The sequence below is a fragment of the Acinetobacter sp. YH12249 genome (genome assembly GCF_013417475.1).
Lineage (GTDB): Bacteria > Pseudomonadota > Gammaproteobacteria > Pseudomonadales > Moraxellaceae > Acinetobacter.
The window spans coordinates 33,402-47,969 of sequence record NZ_VPDX01000017.1 but is presented as its reverse complement, the minus strand read 5'-3'; the positions used below and the strand labels follow the sequence as shown (position 1 = coordinate 47,969).

At 40.8% G+C, this 14,568-nt stretch carries 16 protein-coding genes; 9 read left to right on the top strand and 7 right to left on the bottom strand.

What is annotated here, in order from left to right:
- Window positions 1–14 precede the first annotated feature (14 nt).
- A complete protein-coding gene (locus FTV25_RS10125) occupies window positions 15–2,954 on the bottom strand; it encodes an insulinase family protein (RefSeq protein WP_180003227.1) in 2,940 nt (979 codons plus the stop codon).
- Window positions 2,955–3,101: 147 nt separating this feature from the next.
- Window positions 3,102–3,551 carry a GNAT family N-acetyltransferase gene (locus tag FTV25_RS10120; protein ID WP_034170350.1) on the bottom strand — a complete coding sequence of 150 codons (450 nt, stop codon included), beginning with the start codon at window positions 3,549–3,551 and terminating at the stop codon, window positions 3,102–3,104.
- Window positions 3,552–3,812: 261 nt separating this feature from the next.
- On the opposite strand from FTV25_RS10120, the gene FTV25_RS10115 reads away from it, so the two are divergent.
- From FTV25_RS10115 to FTV25_RS10105, 3 genes are read left to right on the top strand one after another with little or no spacing between them, the layout of a single operon-like run.
- On the top strand, window positions 3,813–4,817 hold the full coding sequence (locus FTV25_RS10115; protein WP_180003225.1) for an adenosine kinase: 1,005 nt from the start codon (window positions 3,813–3,815) through the stop codon (window positions 4,815–4,817).
- Window positions 4,818–4,831: 14 nt separating this feature from the next.
- Window positions 4,832–5,140, top strand: coding sequence for a Rieske (2Fe-2S) protein (locus tag FTV25_RS10110; protein ID WP_373683627.1), 309 nt, complete (start codon window positions 4,832–4,834; stop codon window positions 5,138–5,140).
- Window positions 5,141–5,160: 20 nt separating this feature from the next.
- On the top strand, window positions 5,161–5,781 hold the full coding sequence (locus FTV25_RS10105; RefSeq protein WP_180003221.1) for an OB-fold-containig protein: 621 nt from the start codon (window positions 5,161–5,163) through the stop codon (window positions 5,779–5,781).
- A 65-nt stretch (window positions 5,782–5,846) separates the two neighbouring features.
- On the opposite strand, the gene FTV25_RS10100 is transcribed toward FTV25_RS10105, so the two are convergent.
- The gene (locus FTV25_RS10100) at window positions 5,847–6,521 is read right to left on the bottom strand and encodes a YidB family protein (RefSeq protein WP_180003218.1); all 675 of its coding nucleotides are present in this window, start codon (window positions 6,519–6,521) and stop codon (window positions 5,847–5,849) included.
- 113 nt (window positions 6,522–6,634) lie between these two features.
- Window positions 6,635–7,105, bottom strand: a complete 471-nt coding sequence (locus FTV25_RS10095) for a DUF6231 family protein (protein WP_180003216.1) — start codon at window positions 7,103–7,105, stop codon at window positions 6,635–6,637.
- A 35-nt stretch (window positions 7,106–7,140) separates the two neighbouring features.
- Between FTV25_RS10095 and FTV25_RS10090 the strand changes: the two genes are divergently transcribed.
- Window positions 7,141–8,013 carry a DUF2797 domain-containing protein gene (locus FTV25_RS10090; RefSeq protein WP_180003214.1) on the top strand — a complete coding sequence of 291 codons (873 nt, stop codon included), beginning with the start codon at window positions 7,141–7,143 and terminating at the stop codon, window positions 8,011–8,013.
- 110 nt (window positions 8,014–8,123) lie between these two features.
- Here the strand turns inward: FTV25_RS10090 and FTV25_RS10085 are convergent, their stop codons facing one another.
- The 3 genes from FTV25_RS10085 to FTV25_RS10075 form a co-directional block, all read right to left on the bottom strand.
- The gene (locus tag FTV25_RS10085; protein WP_180003213.1) at window positions 8,124–9,989 is read right to left on the bottom strand and encodes a SurA N-terminal domain-containing protein; all 1,866 of its coding nucleotides are present in this window, start codon (window positions 9,987–9,989) and stop codon (window positions 8,124–8,126) included.
- Window positions 9,990–10,119: 130 nt separating this feature from the next.
- On the bottom strand, window positions 10,120–10,392 hold the full coding sequence (locus FTV25_RS10080; protein ID WP_004786051.1) for an HU family DNA-binding protein: 273 nt from the start codon (window positions 10,390–10,392) through the stop codon (window positions 10,120–10,122).
- A 157-nt stretch (window positions 10,393–10,549) separates the two neighbouring features.
- Window positions 10,550–11,029, bottom strand: a complete 480-nt coding sequence (locus FTV25_RS10075; protein WP_179992331.1) for a phasin family protein — start codon at window positions 11,027–11,029, stop codon at window positions 10,550–10,552.
- Between the two features lie 205 nt (window positions 11,030–11,234).
- Here FTV25_RS10075 and FTV25_RS10070 point away from each other — a divergent pair, with 205 nt between their 5' ends.
- From FTV25_RS10070 to iscA, 5 genes are all read left to right on the top strand, one after another.
- Window positions 11,235–11,885 carry a hypothetical protein gene (locus FTV25_RS10070; RefSeq protein ID WP_104426168.1) on the top strand — a complete coding sequence of 217 codons (651 nt, stop codon included), beginning with the start codon at window positions 11,235–11,237 and terminating at the stop codon, window positions 11,883–11,885.
- Between the two features lie 111 nt (window positions 11,886–11,996).
- The gene (locus tag FTV25_RS10065; RefSeq protein WP_179992330.1) at window positions 11,997–12,470 is read left to right on the top strand and encodes an Rrf2 family transcriptional regulator; all 474 of its coding nucleotides are present in this window, start codon (window positions 11,997–11,999) and stop codon (window positions 12,468–12,470) included.
- Between the two features lies 1 nt (window position 12,471).
- Window positions 12,472–13,689, top strand: a complete 1,218-nt coding sequence (locus tag FTV25_RS10060; RefSeq protein ID WP_180003211.1) for an IscS subfamily cysteine desulfurase — start codon at window positions 12,472–12,474, stop codon at window positions 13,687–13,689.
- Between the two features lie 104 nt (window positions 13,690–13,793).
- On the top strand, window positions 13,794–14,180 hold the full coding sequence (gene iscU, locus FTV25_RS10055) for a Fe-S cluster assembly scaffold IscU (protein WP_004786061.1): 387 nt from the start codon (window positions 13,794–13,796) through the stop codon (window positions 14,178–14,180).
- A gap of 36 nt (window positions 14,181–14,216) precedes the next feature.
- Window positions 14,217–14,537, top strand: a complete 321-nt coding sequence (gene iscA, locus FTV25_RS10050; RefSeq protein ID WP_004786063.1) for an iron-sulfur cluster assembly protein IscA — start codon at window positions 14,217–14,219, stop codon at window positions 14,535–14,537.
- Window positions 14,538–14,568 lie beyond the last annotated feature (31 nt).

Below are 14,568 nucleotides of genomic sequence, written 5' to 3'. Positions count from 1 at the left end.
CTCATTGTTTTTATTTATTGAACTTGCTGAATTGTAAAGCCGAGTTGTTCTAAAGTTTCTCGTTTGGCAAATGGCGCAACCACCGCTTTTGAAGCTTGCTGTTCAACCAGATAAGTCTGTGCGACACGTTTCAAATCATCTAAAGTGACATGCAACAAACGTTCCCGAAGCTGTTTACGGAATGCTGGCGTACGTTGATGCAGGTAGGCATAACAGGCAGTAATCGCTTCACCTGCTGGTGACCCCGGTTTGTCCATACTGGCAATTAAACCCAAGATGGCTTCTTCCAGCTGATGCGGTTGTTGAGGTGCGTTAAGCAACCATTGGATACTTGCATCAAAGTCCTGGAAAGTCTCTGCTAAGCGTGGATCGCGATAACTATAGAAGCGGAAAGAACATGCATTTCCGTCATAGCTTGCGCCACCACCATAAGCACCGCCTTTTTCACGGATTGCGCTATGCAGATAACCATTACGCAAGTAGCCTGCCAATACCATCAAGGCAGCAGCATCAGGATGTGAAACTTCTACCGCAGGATAAGCTGCTGCACAGAACTGCACATTAGTCTGAATCAACCAGGCTTCATCATTGCTATGATTAACTTTTTCAACCTGAGTCAATTCTGCAGGTGCAGTATTCACTTCCAGTTTGTCCCACACGTTTTGAATTTCTTCAATCAGACGCTCAGACTGCTGTTCTTCACACACCAACAGGAATTGTTTTGGTGCTTGTAGCAAGACTGTATGAATGCGTTTTAATTCCTCAATCATGGCATCATAAGCTGCTGGATCTTTTTCAGCCTGATTGACCAAGTTAATCAGCCAGTTCAAAGCACCCAGACCGGTATTATGATAATCACGCAAGGCTAGAGCGCTATGCTGACGTGATGCCACTTGCATCGCATAGCTATGACCCGAACCGGAAATACGTGATTGCCAGCGAGTTTTACGCTGTTGTAATAACTCAATAATACGGCCTTTTTCATCAAAGCGTAGCTGCTCAAAACCGATCTTTAACAGACGGATCGCATCCAGATGGCTAGCCAAAGATTTAGTCGTTAAAGTTAACCACGCACTGATCTTGTTTTTGTCATCCACTTTAGAACGCAATGAAGCGCCCATGCCCAGACCACCACTGACTGCTGTTTGCAGTTGCTGGAATTGCAGGTAATCATATTCACCCGCACCAACTTCACCCATTAAAATAGACAACAGGTTGAAATACGGTGATTGCACCACTTCATCTGGAATTTTCACCAATACCTGTTGGTAATAAATCCCATTGGTACCTGCATGATAAAGATTCAACGGCGTATCTACGCGGTTACAGATAATCTCACGCAACTGGCCTTGAACAATCTGCAATTCCGCAGGCACATCTTCCAGACCCACCTTAGGTAACAGATTCAAATCATCTGGAGTATCTTGGCGGATATTTAACGCTTCAGTTTGAGCATTGATCTCTGCTTTTTGCTCTTCAGTTAAAGCTTTACCAATTTCAGCCAGACGTGCTTTTTCTTCTTCCACTTCTTTGGCAGATTTAGTTGCATCTGGAACTAAAGTCAGTTGAACACGGTGCGGATTATCCAGTAGATGCTCTTTAATCAGATTCGACAGCCACATTGGATCTTGCAACTCTTCTTTTACTGAAGCAATCGCAGAATCCACATCCCAGACTTCAACCGGATCACGATGGTGAATTGCACTGCTTAAACCGCTCAAGATCAGGCTTAGGCCATAAGGTGTACCATCACCATTGATTTCACGCTGATGCAATTCGATCTGATGCAGGATCGCATCTACTGCCTGTTGATCAACAGGTTTAGAGGCAACATCTTCCAGAACTTTGAAAACTCCGTTTTTGAATTCTTCAGCATGTTCCGGGTTTGAACCTTGAACCGCGCAGTAGAAGGTCATTTCAAAGTTGGAATCATCTACGCCCATGAATGGGCCAGTTGACTGTGCATAACCACAGGTTTCCAAGTAATGACGTAAGGGAGATGCTGAATCTTCCAGCAAAATCCCTTCTACCAGACGCAAGCCTAAACGTAACTTGATATCACTCGCTTCTGGCAATAACCATGACAATACGTGATAAGTCTTGTCCTTCAGATCTTCCCCATCAACTGCATAGGTTTCTGTTACATTGAGTGGCGCAGTTAAACGGGTTTCTGGCGTTGAATAAAGTGTTTCACCTTTTCCAAATTTAGACAGTGCCAGATTTTCAAACTGTTCCTGTAACTCAGCAGCAGATTTATTACCAAAGGTCATAAATACTGCATTACTTGGGTGATAATGCGTTTTATAGAAATTCACCAACTCTTCATAAGTCAGGTTTGGAATATCTTTAGGATCGCCGCCTGAGTTGTAGTGATAGGTAGTGTCCGGGAATAAGTGATGCGCCAAAGTATGATAAAGCTGATCTGAAGGTGAACTCATTGCACCTTTCATTTCATTAAATACCACGCCTTTATATACCGGTTCGCCATTTTCCAGCTCAATACGGATACCTTCCTGAGCAAAATCCAGCGGATTCAGGTTCGCAGCAAAGGCCGCATCCATATAAACTTCTAATAAGTTCTGGAAGTCTTTATCATTTTGAGTTGCGAATGGATAAGCCGTCCAGTCTGCCGCTGTAAAGGCATTCATAAAAGTATTAAGCGAACGGCGAATCATCAAGAAGAACGGATCACGTACCGGGAATTTTTCTGAGCCGCACAGTGCAGTATGTTCCAGAATGTGCGCTTCACCTTTCGAATCCATTGGCTGAGTGCGAAACGCAACCAGAAAAACATTTTCATCATGATTGGCCGCCAGATGATAATGGGTGGCGCCAGTCACTTTATGCTTATATTCAGACACTAAAATGTCTAAAGCTTCAACATGTTGTTGACGTACCAACTGAAACGCAGGATGTACAGTTTGAGAAATGGTTTCAGTGACATCTACAGTCATGCGATCTCCTAATGCTTAAATTAAAAAATTATTATTCGCATTATAGCTGTAGTTGTTTGAATTATTCACGCAGAAAACCGAGGATTTTGATCGAATTAAGTAAACCTGATCATCTGATTTTTAAATGATCAGGTTTGGCAATGATCTCTAGATCATATACTTGAAATAGTTATAACTCGGGTGGTTTTCAACAAAGACATAGTTCTGTTTTTGATAGAAACTGGCGGCCAGTTTGGTATCGGTCTGTAAACAAAGTGCTGAATAAAATGGTCGTGCCAACTGCTCCAGATAAGCTAGAAGCTGCTTACCTACACCATGTTGACGATATTTTGGATGCACATAGAAGCGACGTACCCGGCCAATTCTTTCTTCAATGCCGTTATCGCCCCATTGCTGGTTTAAGCCGCCACAGGCAATCAGTTTATTGCCATCATAGGCACAGGCCAGAAATTCATTATTTTGACTGAAACAGTTTTTTCCAGTGCGGTATTCTTCAATTAACTTATCAATCAGGTCATAACCTTCTTTACGCGCCAGTGTCGCTAAAGTGTCAATCTGATCAGGGAGCTGCTCGGCTGTTACAATCTTAATATCCATATACCCACACTGTTTTAGATGATTGTTCAAATGTCGCACCAGTATAACTGCTTGGTACTCTAATCTTATAAATAAAATCCAACCTTTAAATCAATGGCTGCACTCGCTACCGTTTAAAAATAAACCAATTCTTAGACCAAAGATTCAAGCTGAATAAGTTACAGTATTTTTTAAAGTATTCTGAAAATGTTTCAGTGAACTACAGCAAACCCGAGCAATCGTGTAAACTTAGCACTTTCATTTTTAATGTGATATTTGGATATGTCTACTGTTGACCTTTTTGCGATTGGCAATGCGCTGATTGACCAGGAATTTAAAGTTTCTGATGAGTTTTTAACTGCACATCACTTGCAAAAAGGCACCATGCAACTTGCGGATGGTGAAGCTCAGGCTACTCTGTATCAAAACTTAAAAGCAACTCAAACTTATAAAGGTCAGGCTTCAGGCGGTTCAGCAGCCAATACTACAGTTGCATTTGCAGCTTTGGGCGGCTCTGCATTCTATGCCTGCCGTGTCGGTAATGATGATTTGGGTCATATCTATCTGCATGGCTTAAATGAAGCTGGCATTAAAACTACAACCCAATCGATTAGTGAAGGCGTAACAGGTACCTGTATGGTTCTGGTCAGCCCAGATTCTGAACGTACCATGCATACCTATTTAGGTATTACTGCTGAACTCACAGATGAACAGATTGACTTCCAGCCTTTAACAACTGCTAAATGGCTCTATATCGAAGGTTATCTATCCACTTCCGAAACAGCACGTCAGGCCGTAAAACAGGCGCGTGAAATTGCCAAAGCCAATAGGGTTAAAATCGCATTTACCCTTTCTGATCCTGCGATGGTGCAATATGCCCGTGCCGGTCTGGATGAAATGATTGCAGATGGTGTAGATCTCTTGTTCTGCAACCAGCAAGAAGCATTGATGTATACCGAAACAGATACCATCGAAGCCGCTCTGGCTAAACTTAAAGAATTAAGTCAATACGTTGTCATTACAATGTCAGCTGAGGGTGCGCTTATTTCCAATAATGGTGAAACCTTCACTGTACCGGGTCGTGCTGTAACTGCAGTGGATGCCAATGGTGCTGGCGATGCGTTTGCGGGTGCTTTTTTATATGCACTTAATGCGGGTCTTGGTTTAAAAACAGCAGCAGAACTGGCAATTTTGGTGTCTAGTCAAGTGGTAGCGCAATTTGGTCCACGTCTGGCTGTTTCAGAATACGCAGCATTATTAAAAGATGTTCTTAAGGAATGTGCTTAATGTTTAAAATTTGCATGACTGACGATATTCCAGAGCGTGAAGCGCGCTCTTTTGAACTTCCGAATGGGGATACAATTTTTATCACCCAGCGTGATGGTTCGTTTTATGCTTACCAGAATATTTGTCCACATTTACAGGTAGAACTGGAATTTTTGGAAAACCAATTTCTAGACCGTGATCAGGAGTTTATTGAATGCTCTACTCATGGTGCGCTATTCGTAGTAGAAAGCGGTGAATGTATTTCTGGACCTTGCCAAGGTCAATTACTTGAAAAAGTTGATATTACCGTGCATTCTGATGGCGGAATTTATCTTTCAGAATAATAGCTAAAACGGATTTTGCCATGCCTGAGTTTTTACTTGACTATAACCTGATGCCATTTCATCTCAGTTTATTGTTCATCATTCTGCTTGGCATGGCAAAAACAGTTGCCTTCTATTTTAAGCTTAAACTCAGTCAACTCCTGAAACGCATTTCCCCATATGACTTTCAGAATGTTGAATGGCTAAATGTCAAATTTTCCAAAACCCTGATTGTATTTTTCTTCCTGATGAATTTTAGCTTTGCCGGCTATTTGCTTCAGTTTCTGATCTACTCACAGGAATATCATTTCTTACCTGCCTATTACATCATTCTACCGGCATTGATCATTGCGATTTTCTTTACCGTATTTATGATTCATTGTCTGGATCAGGTCATTCCACCTAAATATAAAAAGAATGATGTAAACCTGTTAGGCCGTTTAGCCACGATTTCGAGCGGTAATGCCCGTCCTGGCTTTTCTGCCCAAGCGCGAGTTCGGGATGAGTATGGTCAGTTGCACTATGTTCAGGTTGAACCTGAATTTGGCGAACTGGAATTTCAGTCTCAGATTATTTTAATCCGTCTTAGAAAATCGCACTATGTGGCCAAGAAGATCTGTAAATCCAACCGACTCTTTAGCCTGAATTTGGAAGAAGCTTAAAGTTCATACAGTTCAATAGAAAAAATCCCGGCTAAAAGTCGGGATTTTTTATTGGATAGATAGATTTATTTTTTAAACAAGCCTGAGACCATATTCAATACATTCTGAATATCATTATTGGCTTCCTGCTTGCTGGTTTGCTCACCTTGTGGTGTCAGTGAATCAATAATCTGCGGCAAGACCTGAGAAATGGCGCTATAGACATCCTGTTTAGGCACATGGGTCTGTTCTGCGACCTGTTCTACTTCCTGGTCATCAAACAGGTTTTGTACCTGCTGCGGATCGACATTGGCATTTTCACCCGGGCCAGTAGAGACCCAGTCATCAACCTGGCTATTTAAACCTTGTCCTTTGAGCTTATCCAATGCTCCTTGCAAACCGCCCTGTTTCTGAATCCAGGCCAAGACCAGTGGCAAGACAGCAATCAATAAAGTCTTTGTTGTTGAACTGCCACCCAGTCCAGAACTTGGTCGAGCGGAAGATTGGCTCCCACCGCCGAGCTGGCTGAGTACAGAACCTAAAATTGCACCTAGGCCATTTTGCTTGTTTTGCTGTTGTGAGTTTTGATGCTGCTGATTTGGGTTCTGGTTTTGCTGATTGGCATTATTGATATGACCCAATACTGATCCAAGAATATCTGCCAATCCCCCTTGCTGGGATGAACGCTGCTGGGATTGGGCTTGGTTATTTCCTAAAGCTTGCTTGGCCAGCATTTCCACAATACTACTAAGATTGGTCATAACTCATTCCTGTATACACCTTCTCTACAGAATAGAGTCTGGGCTCATATTTTCCATGCAGGATTTTGTTAATATTTGCAATACTGATATAAGTCCTTCCTAGCTTTCCAATTTTACCAGCGATATTTATCCCAGTTTTCAGGGTTAGCCCAGAATTTAGAGTTAAACCAGTCTGGCACATGTTTATAAGTCAAAATATTGAATTGCCAGAGTGCAAAATCTGCCTCATGAACCGTCTTGTCAATCAGCTGGGTCAGACCTAGAGACCTGAGCAGTTTTTCATCCTGCAAGCGACTCACTACTACCAGACGTTTTGCAAATAAATCACGCATTTTAACCAGAATTTGACTCTTCTGCTGTTCTGACAATGCTAAGGTTTCAGGAGTGTCCAGCATCACTACTGCTAGGTCATAACGCTGTTGAAAAGGCAGATTTAAAACCTCAGATACGTTAAAATAGTGCCATTGAATAGATTGCTGAAATTGAGATCGGGTCAAATCCTGCCCGATACAAATAGCAGTATGAATTGGCTGTTCCTTGGCGAAATCGTCTAGCATTGAAGTGATGACATTCTGTTCAACCATGACTGCATCCTTATGATTTAAGTGAGTAATTTTTTATGGAACTTCAGGGCATTTGCCATAAAATGCACGTCGATCTTACAGACCTTAGTGTAACTGATCAAAATACCCAGCGGGCAAATGTTGAATATAAATTAATATTAGATGGATCAGAAATTAACCTTCCATTCCAGTTAGGTCAGGAAATCGAGATTGAATGGACTGGAAATATCTATTGTGTTTCTTGTGGCAAGAAAACTTCTAAATCATTCTCACAAGGCCACTGTTTTAAATGTTTTAAAACTAAAGCTTCATGTGATATGTGTATCATGAAACCGGAAACCTGCCATTATCATTTAGGCACTTGCCGGGAAGATGAGTTTGCACAGAATGTCTGCTTCCAGCCCCATATTGTTTATCTGGCCAATTCTAGTGCATTGAAAGTTGGAATTACCCGTATCAATCAAATGCCGACTCGTTGGCTGGATCAAGGTGCAACTCAAGCCCTTCCTATCATGAAAGTGGGTTCTCGCCGTCTTTCCGGTAAACTGGAAGTGATGTTTGGTACTCAGGTCGCAGATAAAACCGACTGGCGTAAATTACTCAAAGGTGAAGCGGAACCTTTAAATCTGATTGAGGTTCGCGATCAGCTGATTGAAGAATTTGCACCGAAAATCCAAACTATCCGTGAAGAGTTTAATCAGAATTTGCAGTTTAATGAGAATATTGAAGTTTTGGATAAGGAATTACCACGTGAGTTCATCTATCCGGTAGAGCAATATCCAGAAAAAATCAAATCTCACAATTTAGATAAAACTCCAGTGATCCGAGGCAAACTACAAGGGATTAAAGGCCAATATCTGATTCTGGATACTGGTGTGATTAATATCCGTAAATATACAGGTTATGAGCTAATTTTTAGAGCGGAATAAAATGACCGGATTTCAGAAGAGAGTTATATGCTCTCTTCTTATTTTGGATATTATTTCTTACTTAAGAAAATAAAAAACCAGCCCGTAGGCTGGTTTTTTAAAAGCGAATCTTATTTGATTTTTGCGTGAGATTTTAAGTAACGCGTATAATCATCAAATTCTTGTTGACCACGAAGCTGTTGATACAATTTCACCAGCTCACTACGTTGCTCTGCACTTAAAACATCGATCGGATTTTTCTTCACTTCAGAAACTGCCACAACCACCAATTCATTTGGCATATTTGCTGTCGTTACTGACCAGTGACCTGCTTTAGGCGCTGGTACGCTAAATGCTGCACGTTGTACATCACGCTTAAGCAGACCTTCTGCGCGTGTATAAATGCCTGCATCTTCGAATACCAGTTTACCTTTCGCAACTGATGCTGCAGGCTTGGTTTTAAATTCATTCAATGCAGTTTGAACTTCAGCTTTAGCCGCAACAAATGCTTTATCTTGAATCAGTTTTGCTTTTACTGCTGGTTTAGCTTCTGCCAGTGTCTGCTCACCCGCTGCATGATAATTGCGAACTTTTACCCAAGCCACATCACCATTGGCTAACTGAATGCTTGAAGATGCATTACGGTCGCCATTTTTCACGTCATCATTAAACAGTTTAACTTTGACAGCCGCATCACTTAGCAATGGATCACGTGTCGCAAGTGTCACACTATTTGCTTTCTGAACCTGAACACCCTTCACTTCCTGAGCAACAACATCTAGCGAGTCCGCACTTACGACCATGTCATTCAGACTGTTTACCGTATCAGAGAATGCATTAGATTTTTTCGCTGCCAATACTTCTTCAGATAAACGTGCTTTTTGAGATTCAAACGATGGAACTGCTACATCAGGTAATTGGACTGAAATAATATGGTAGCCATAATCCGTTTTAACAGGCGCTGAAACTTGACCAGATTTTAAAGATGCAACAGTCTGATCAAAGGTAGTACCGAACACGCCTTTTTCATAGACAGCAATAGCACCGCCTTTAGACTTAGATTCAGGATCCTCAGAATATTGAGCTGCTGCTTGTGCAAAAGTACTACCAGCTTTGATTTTAGCTGCAATTTCGCTTGCCAATTTTTTGGCCTCAGCATCGCTACGACTATCTGCAGTCACCAGAATATGTTTAACCTCTGGTTTTACATTCTGCTTCTGGTCAGCCACAAATTTATTATAAGCTTCCTGCAATTCTGCATCAGTAACCGCTACATTGGCAGTATCAATATTGCTCGGCTTGATCACCACATAATCCACATCAACGCTAGTCGGTTGCTTGAATTGGGATTTGTGCTTTTCATAATATGCTGCAATATCAGCTTCTGATACTTTTACTGCTTTTTTATAGCTGTCCAGATTCACGCTAGCGATATGAATATGACGCTGTTCAGTTTGCAGATCTGCAATTTGCTGCATTTCAACCGGACTGACCAATGGATAATCCATAAAAGTAGAAGACAGCATTTTCAGTGCATGGTCTTTACGTAAACTTTCTACTAAAGCATTGTTAGTCATGCCGATTGATTTCAGGTAATTTTCATATAAAGCATTAGAAAATTTGCCATTCTCCTGGAAAGAAGGCTGCTGAGAAATCATCTGTGCAATTTGCTGGTCACTCAGGCTAATCCCCAGTTTTTCAGCCTGTTGCAAAAGCAAGGTACGCGCAACCAGGGTATCCATCGCTTTTTGATCGATGAAGCTTTGATTTAATAAGGTTTCATCACCATTGGCATAACTTAAGTATTGTTGTTTGAATGATTTTGTCAGTGACTCTAATTCTTGTTTAGAGATATCAGTTCCATTGACTGATTTTGCTGCATCAGAATTCCCGCCGCTAAAATATCCTTCAATACCTACAAGCGCTAAAGGGGTTAAAAACAGAACGAGCAAGACCTTGCCCAACCAACCCTTAATAACTTTACGAAAAGATTCCATAAGTATTCCAATATTTTATTTGCAGAGGATTTTAACCGAAAAAACCCATTGAATGAATGTGTTAATCAAAACAATTAAATCTATCAATAAAAAACGCGCCAAAGAAGGCGCGTTTTAGGATTGAAGCAGCTTAAGCAACAGCGTCTTTTAAGCCTTTACCTGCTTTGAAGCTAGGTACTTTGCTTGCTTTAATTTCAAGAGTAGCACCAGTTTGTGGATTACGGCCAGTACGTGCAGCACGCTCTTTAACGCCGAAAGTACCAAAACCAACTAGAGTTACTGTATCACCCGCTTTTAAAGCTTCAGTAACAGAAGCAATTGTAGCATCTAAAGCTTTACCTGCGTCAGCCTTAGATAATCCCCCTTTCTCTGCAATTGCATCAATTAATTCTGATTTATTCATGAAAACTACGTCCTCTTAATATCGTTTATTTAAGGTCCAAGAATTTGTTTAAACTACCATAACGCCTTTATAGCAATGCTTTAGGTATAAACGCAATACTTATAAACCTCTTTTTTTTCAAAATATATGCGAAAAAAACATTGAATTATGAAGAAAATCATTTTGTGTGTATTTTTTTCGATAATTCTTTCTGTATTTTTTCTTGCTGCAAGGTCAATTCATCAACCTTGGCATGCAACTGAAGAATTAAACGCTCCAGATGTTGTACATCCTTCAGTGTGACTAATCCTATACGATTCAAGGAATGATGAACAGAGTTGTCGATCAGTTTTTCAACCTTATCTTTGGTATCTGTCACAGATTCGCGTGCTTTTTCGGAGACTTTTTCCACAGTTTGATCTGCAATATCGACTGTTTTGGATTCTAGCTCTTCTCCGACCTTGACCAGCGAGTCAAACAGTTTATTGCCTTCTTCCTCTGCCCGGGAAAATGCCCCAAGGCCAGCCAACCAGATCTGCTTGGTATATTTACGAAAGTCCAGCATTGAACGTCGCTCTGAAGCAGACTTTGACTTACTCTTCACTGGTTTTTCAATCAATTCCTGATCTGTATCTTGTGTCGTTTTTGTTTTATCCATGTACACGACTCCTGCTTATTTTCTATGCAAATATCATAAAATTATCTACAAAATCACCGCATAATAGCAAATTTAGGGCTTGATAGATTTGCTAAACTGTTCTACAAAGCACTTTATTTCAAGTCTAATTTGATTTAACCCTGAAATCTTTTACTCAGCAGGATGCTTTTTCATTTTAATTTTCAGGTAAGGATTGGTTGTATATATGAGTGAATCGCAACAAAGTCAAAATCAACCACATTTGTTGCTTACGATGACTTTAATCGTTTTAGAAACAATATTCACGTTCATTCTCAAACATGACCGTGTTGTTGCTCTTCAGGCGAAGAAGTTTGTAGATGAGAATATTACAATAAAAATCAATAGTTATATTCCATATTTTGATTTCTATGTTCAGTTTACCAAAGACGGGCTGTTATTTGACTATAAAGCACCAGGCAGAGTTATTGATCTGGATGTTCGCACTACTTTAATGGATCTGATTAAGATCTTTATCTTTGGCAATCGCAGAAGCATTCGTGCGATGCGTATTGATGGCAATCAGGTTTTAAAAGACGAGTTCCGTGATTTACTGACTTTATTTGCCTTACCTAAAGTATTGTCCGACTGGAAACACTGGTTATCTGAACCACCGGCAGATGAGACCGATATTGTTTCATCAAGAAAACGTATTGCGCCTTTATTAAAGAAAATTGAAGATCAGCGTTCTAAAATTAATAGCCTGCAAGTTGAAGTTAAACAGTATCGCAACCGCATTAAACGTATGGAACGCCGTCAAAAGCGGATCAATATGGTCTTTAGTATAATCACAGTACTTTTGATTGCGTTATTAGTGTATAATTGGATCAGCGCGTAATTCTTTCATTTTCAGAAAATTAAATACGCTCGCCATTCACAAAAATAACTTGACTAATTTAGTCGGGATTCATAAAATCTACACATCTAGTCTAACCATGTGTATCGAATCATGCGCCTAACCACTCGCGGTCGCTACGCAGTGACTGCTCTACTTGATTTAGCTTTGCAGCCATCTGAACAAACGATCACGCTTGCTGAAATTGCAGCACGTCAAACTATTTCTGTTGCCTATCTCGAGCAGTTATTTGCGAAACTAAAACGTTATGGTCTAGTTTCGAGTGTTCGCGGTGCCAATGGTGGATATCATTTAGCACGCAGCGCAGATGAAATTACTGTGTTAGCAATTATTGAAGCTGTAAACGAAACAGTTGATGCGACTCGCTGTGACCATAAAGGCAACTGCCAAAATGGCGCGATGTGCTTGACTCATGATTTATGGCAAGAACTCTCCCACCACATTGCCGATTATCTCGCAAAAATCACCCTTGCTGACCTTGTAGCCCGTGACAACGTACAAACCGTGTCATTACGCCAAAATTCAGCAAACATTGATTCAGCCCTTTTATCGGTTACAGGTATTTGACATGAAACGTCCGATTTATCTTGACTATGCAGCAACAACTCCGGTAGATCCTCAAGTTGCAGAACGTATGATGGAATGCTTAACTTTCGAAGGCACCTTCGGTAATGCAGCATCTCGTTCACATGCTTATGGCTGGCAAGCGGAAGAAAAAGTTGAATACGCCCGTGAACAAGTGGCGAATTTAGTAAAAGCTGATCCGCGTGAAATCGTATGGACTTCAGGTGCAACTGAATCTGACAACCTTGCATTGAAAGGTGTGGCTCAGTTCTATGCATCTAAAGGCAAACACCTCATCACTTCTAAAATTGAACATAAAGCAATTTTGGATACTTGTCGTGAGCTAGAGTCTGAAGGTTTTGAGATTACTTATCTTGAGCCGCAACCAAAAACTGGTTTAATTACCCCAGAAATGGTTGAAGCAGCGATTCGTCCGGATACCATTCTTGTTTCCCTGATGATGGTAAACAACGAAATCGGTACGATAACTGATGTTGCTGCGATTGGTGAAATCACCCGCGCGAAAAAGATTTTCTTCCACGTTGATGCTGCACAGGCTGCGGGTAAAGTTGAAATCGATCTTTCTCAATTGAAAGTCGATTTGATGAGCTTCTCTGCACATAAAATCTATGGTCCTAAAGGTATTGGTGCCCTGTTCGTACGTCGTTCACCACGTGTACGTCTAAAAGCACAAATGCATGGTGGCGGTCATGAACGTGGTATGCGTTCAGGTACTCTTGCAACTCACCAGATCGTTGGTATGGGTGAAGCATTTGAACTTGCAGGCAAAAATTTACAGTCTGAACAAGCTCGTTTACGTGTACTTCGTGACAAGCTTTGGAATGGCTTACAAGATCTTGAACAGGTATTCTTGAACGGTCACCCAACTCAAAACGTTGCAAACTACTTAAACGTAAGTTTCAACTTTGTTGAAGGTGAATCATTGATGATGGCACTGAAAGATGCAGCCGTATCTTCAGGTTCAGCATGTACATCTGCAACACTTGAACCATCTTATGTACTTCGTGCATTAGGTCTTTCTGATGAACTTGCACACAGTTCGATCCGCTTCAGCTTTGGTAAGTACACCACTGAAGAAGATATCGATCACGTTTTAAATATCACTAAAGCTGCTGTTGAGAAATTACGTGAACTTTCTCCGCTTTGGGATATGTACAAAGAAGGTATCGACCTTTCTACAGTTGAATGGGCTGAGCACTAATTTTTGACTCTGAGATAGCTGTATTTATACCGCTATCTCATTGATAAAAAATTTTTAATCCCCATATTTATATTAAGGCTGACCCCGAGTTTTGGAGAAGCAACATGGCTTATAGCGAAAAAGTAATTGATCATTACGAAAACCCACGTAACGTTGGTGTTTTAGACAAAAATGCAGAAAACGTTGGTACTGGTATGGTCGGTGCACCTGCTTGTGGTGACGTAATGCGTTTACAGATCCAAGTAAATGATGAAGGCGTGATTGAAGAAGCACGTTTTAAAACTTATGGTTGCGGTTCTGCAATTGCATCAAGTTCATTAGTGACTGAATGGTTAAAAGGTAAAACCTTAGACCAAGCACAAGCGATCAAAAACATTGATATCGCAAATGAATTGGCTCTTCCACCAGTAAAAGTACACTGCTCTGTACTGGCTGAAGATGCAATTAAAGCGGCTGTTGAAGACTACCGCAACAAGAAGTCTAAAGCTTAATCATTCGTTTTTTGAAGAAAGATTCACGGAGTTTTCATGATCCACTTAACTGAAAATGCAGCAACTCATATCAGCAATTACCTCAAAAGTCGCGGTAAGGGTGAAGGCATTCGTGTTGGTGTGAAAACTTCAGGCTGTTCTGGTCTTGCTTATGTTCTTGAGTTTGTCGACGAAGTCGATACTCATGACCAGGTCTTTGAACAGTTTGGTGTTAAAGTTTTCGTAGATCCAAAAAGTCTGGTTTATCTCGAAGGTCTAGAAATGGACTACGTAAAAAACGGCTTGAACGAAGGCTTCGAATTTAACAATCCAAATAAAAAAGGCGAATGTGGTTGTGGTGAGTCATTCACTGTCTGATTGCAGCAATAATTCTCTTTTTTCAGCATTA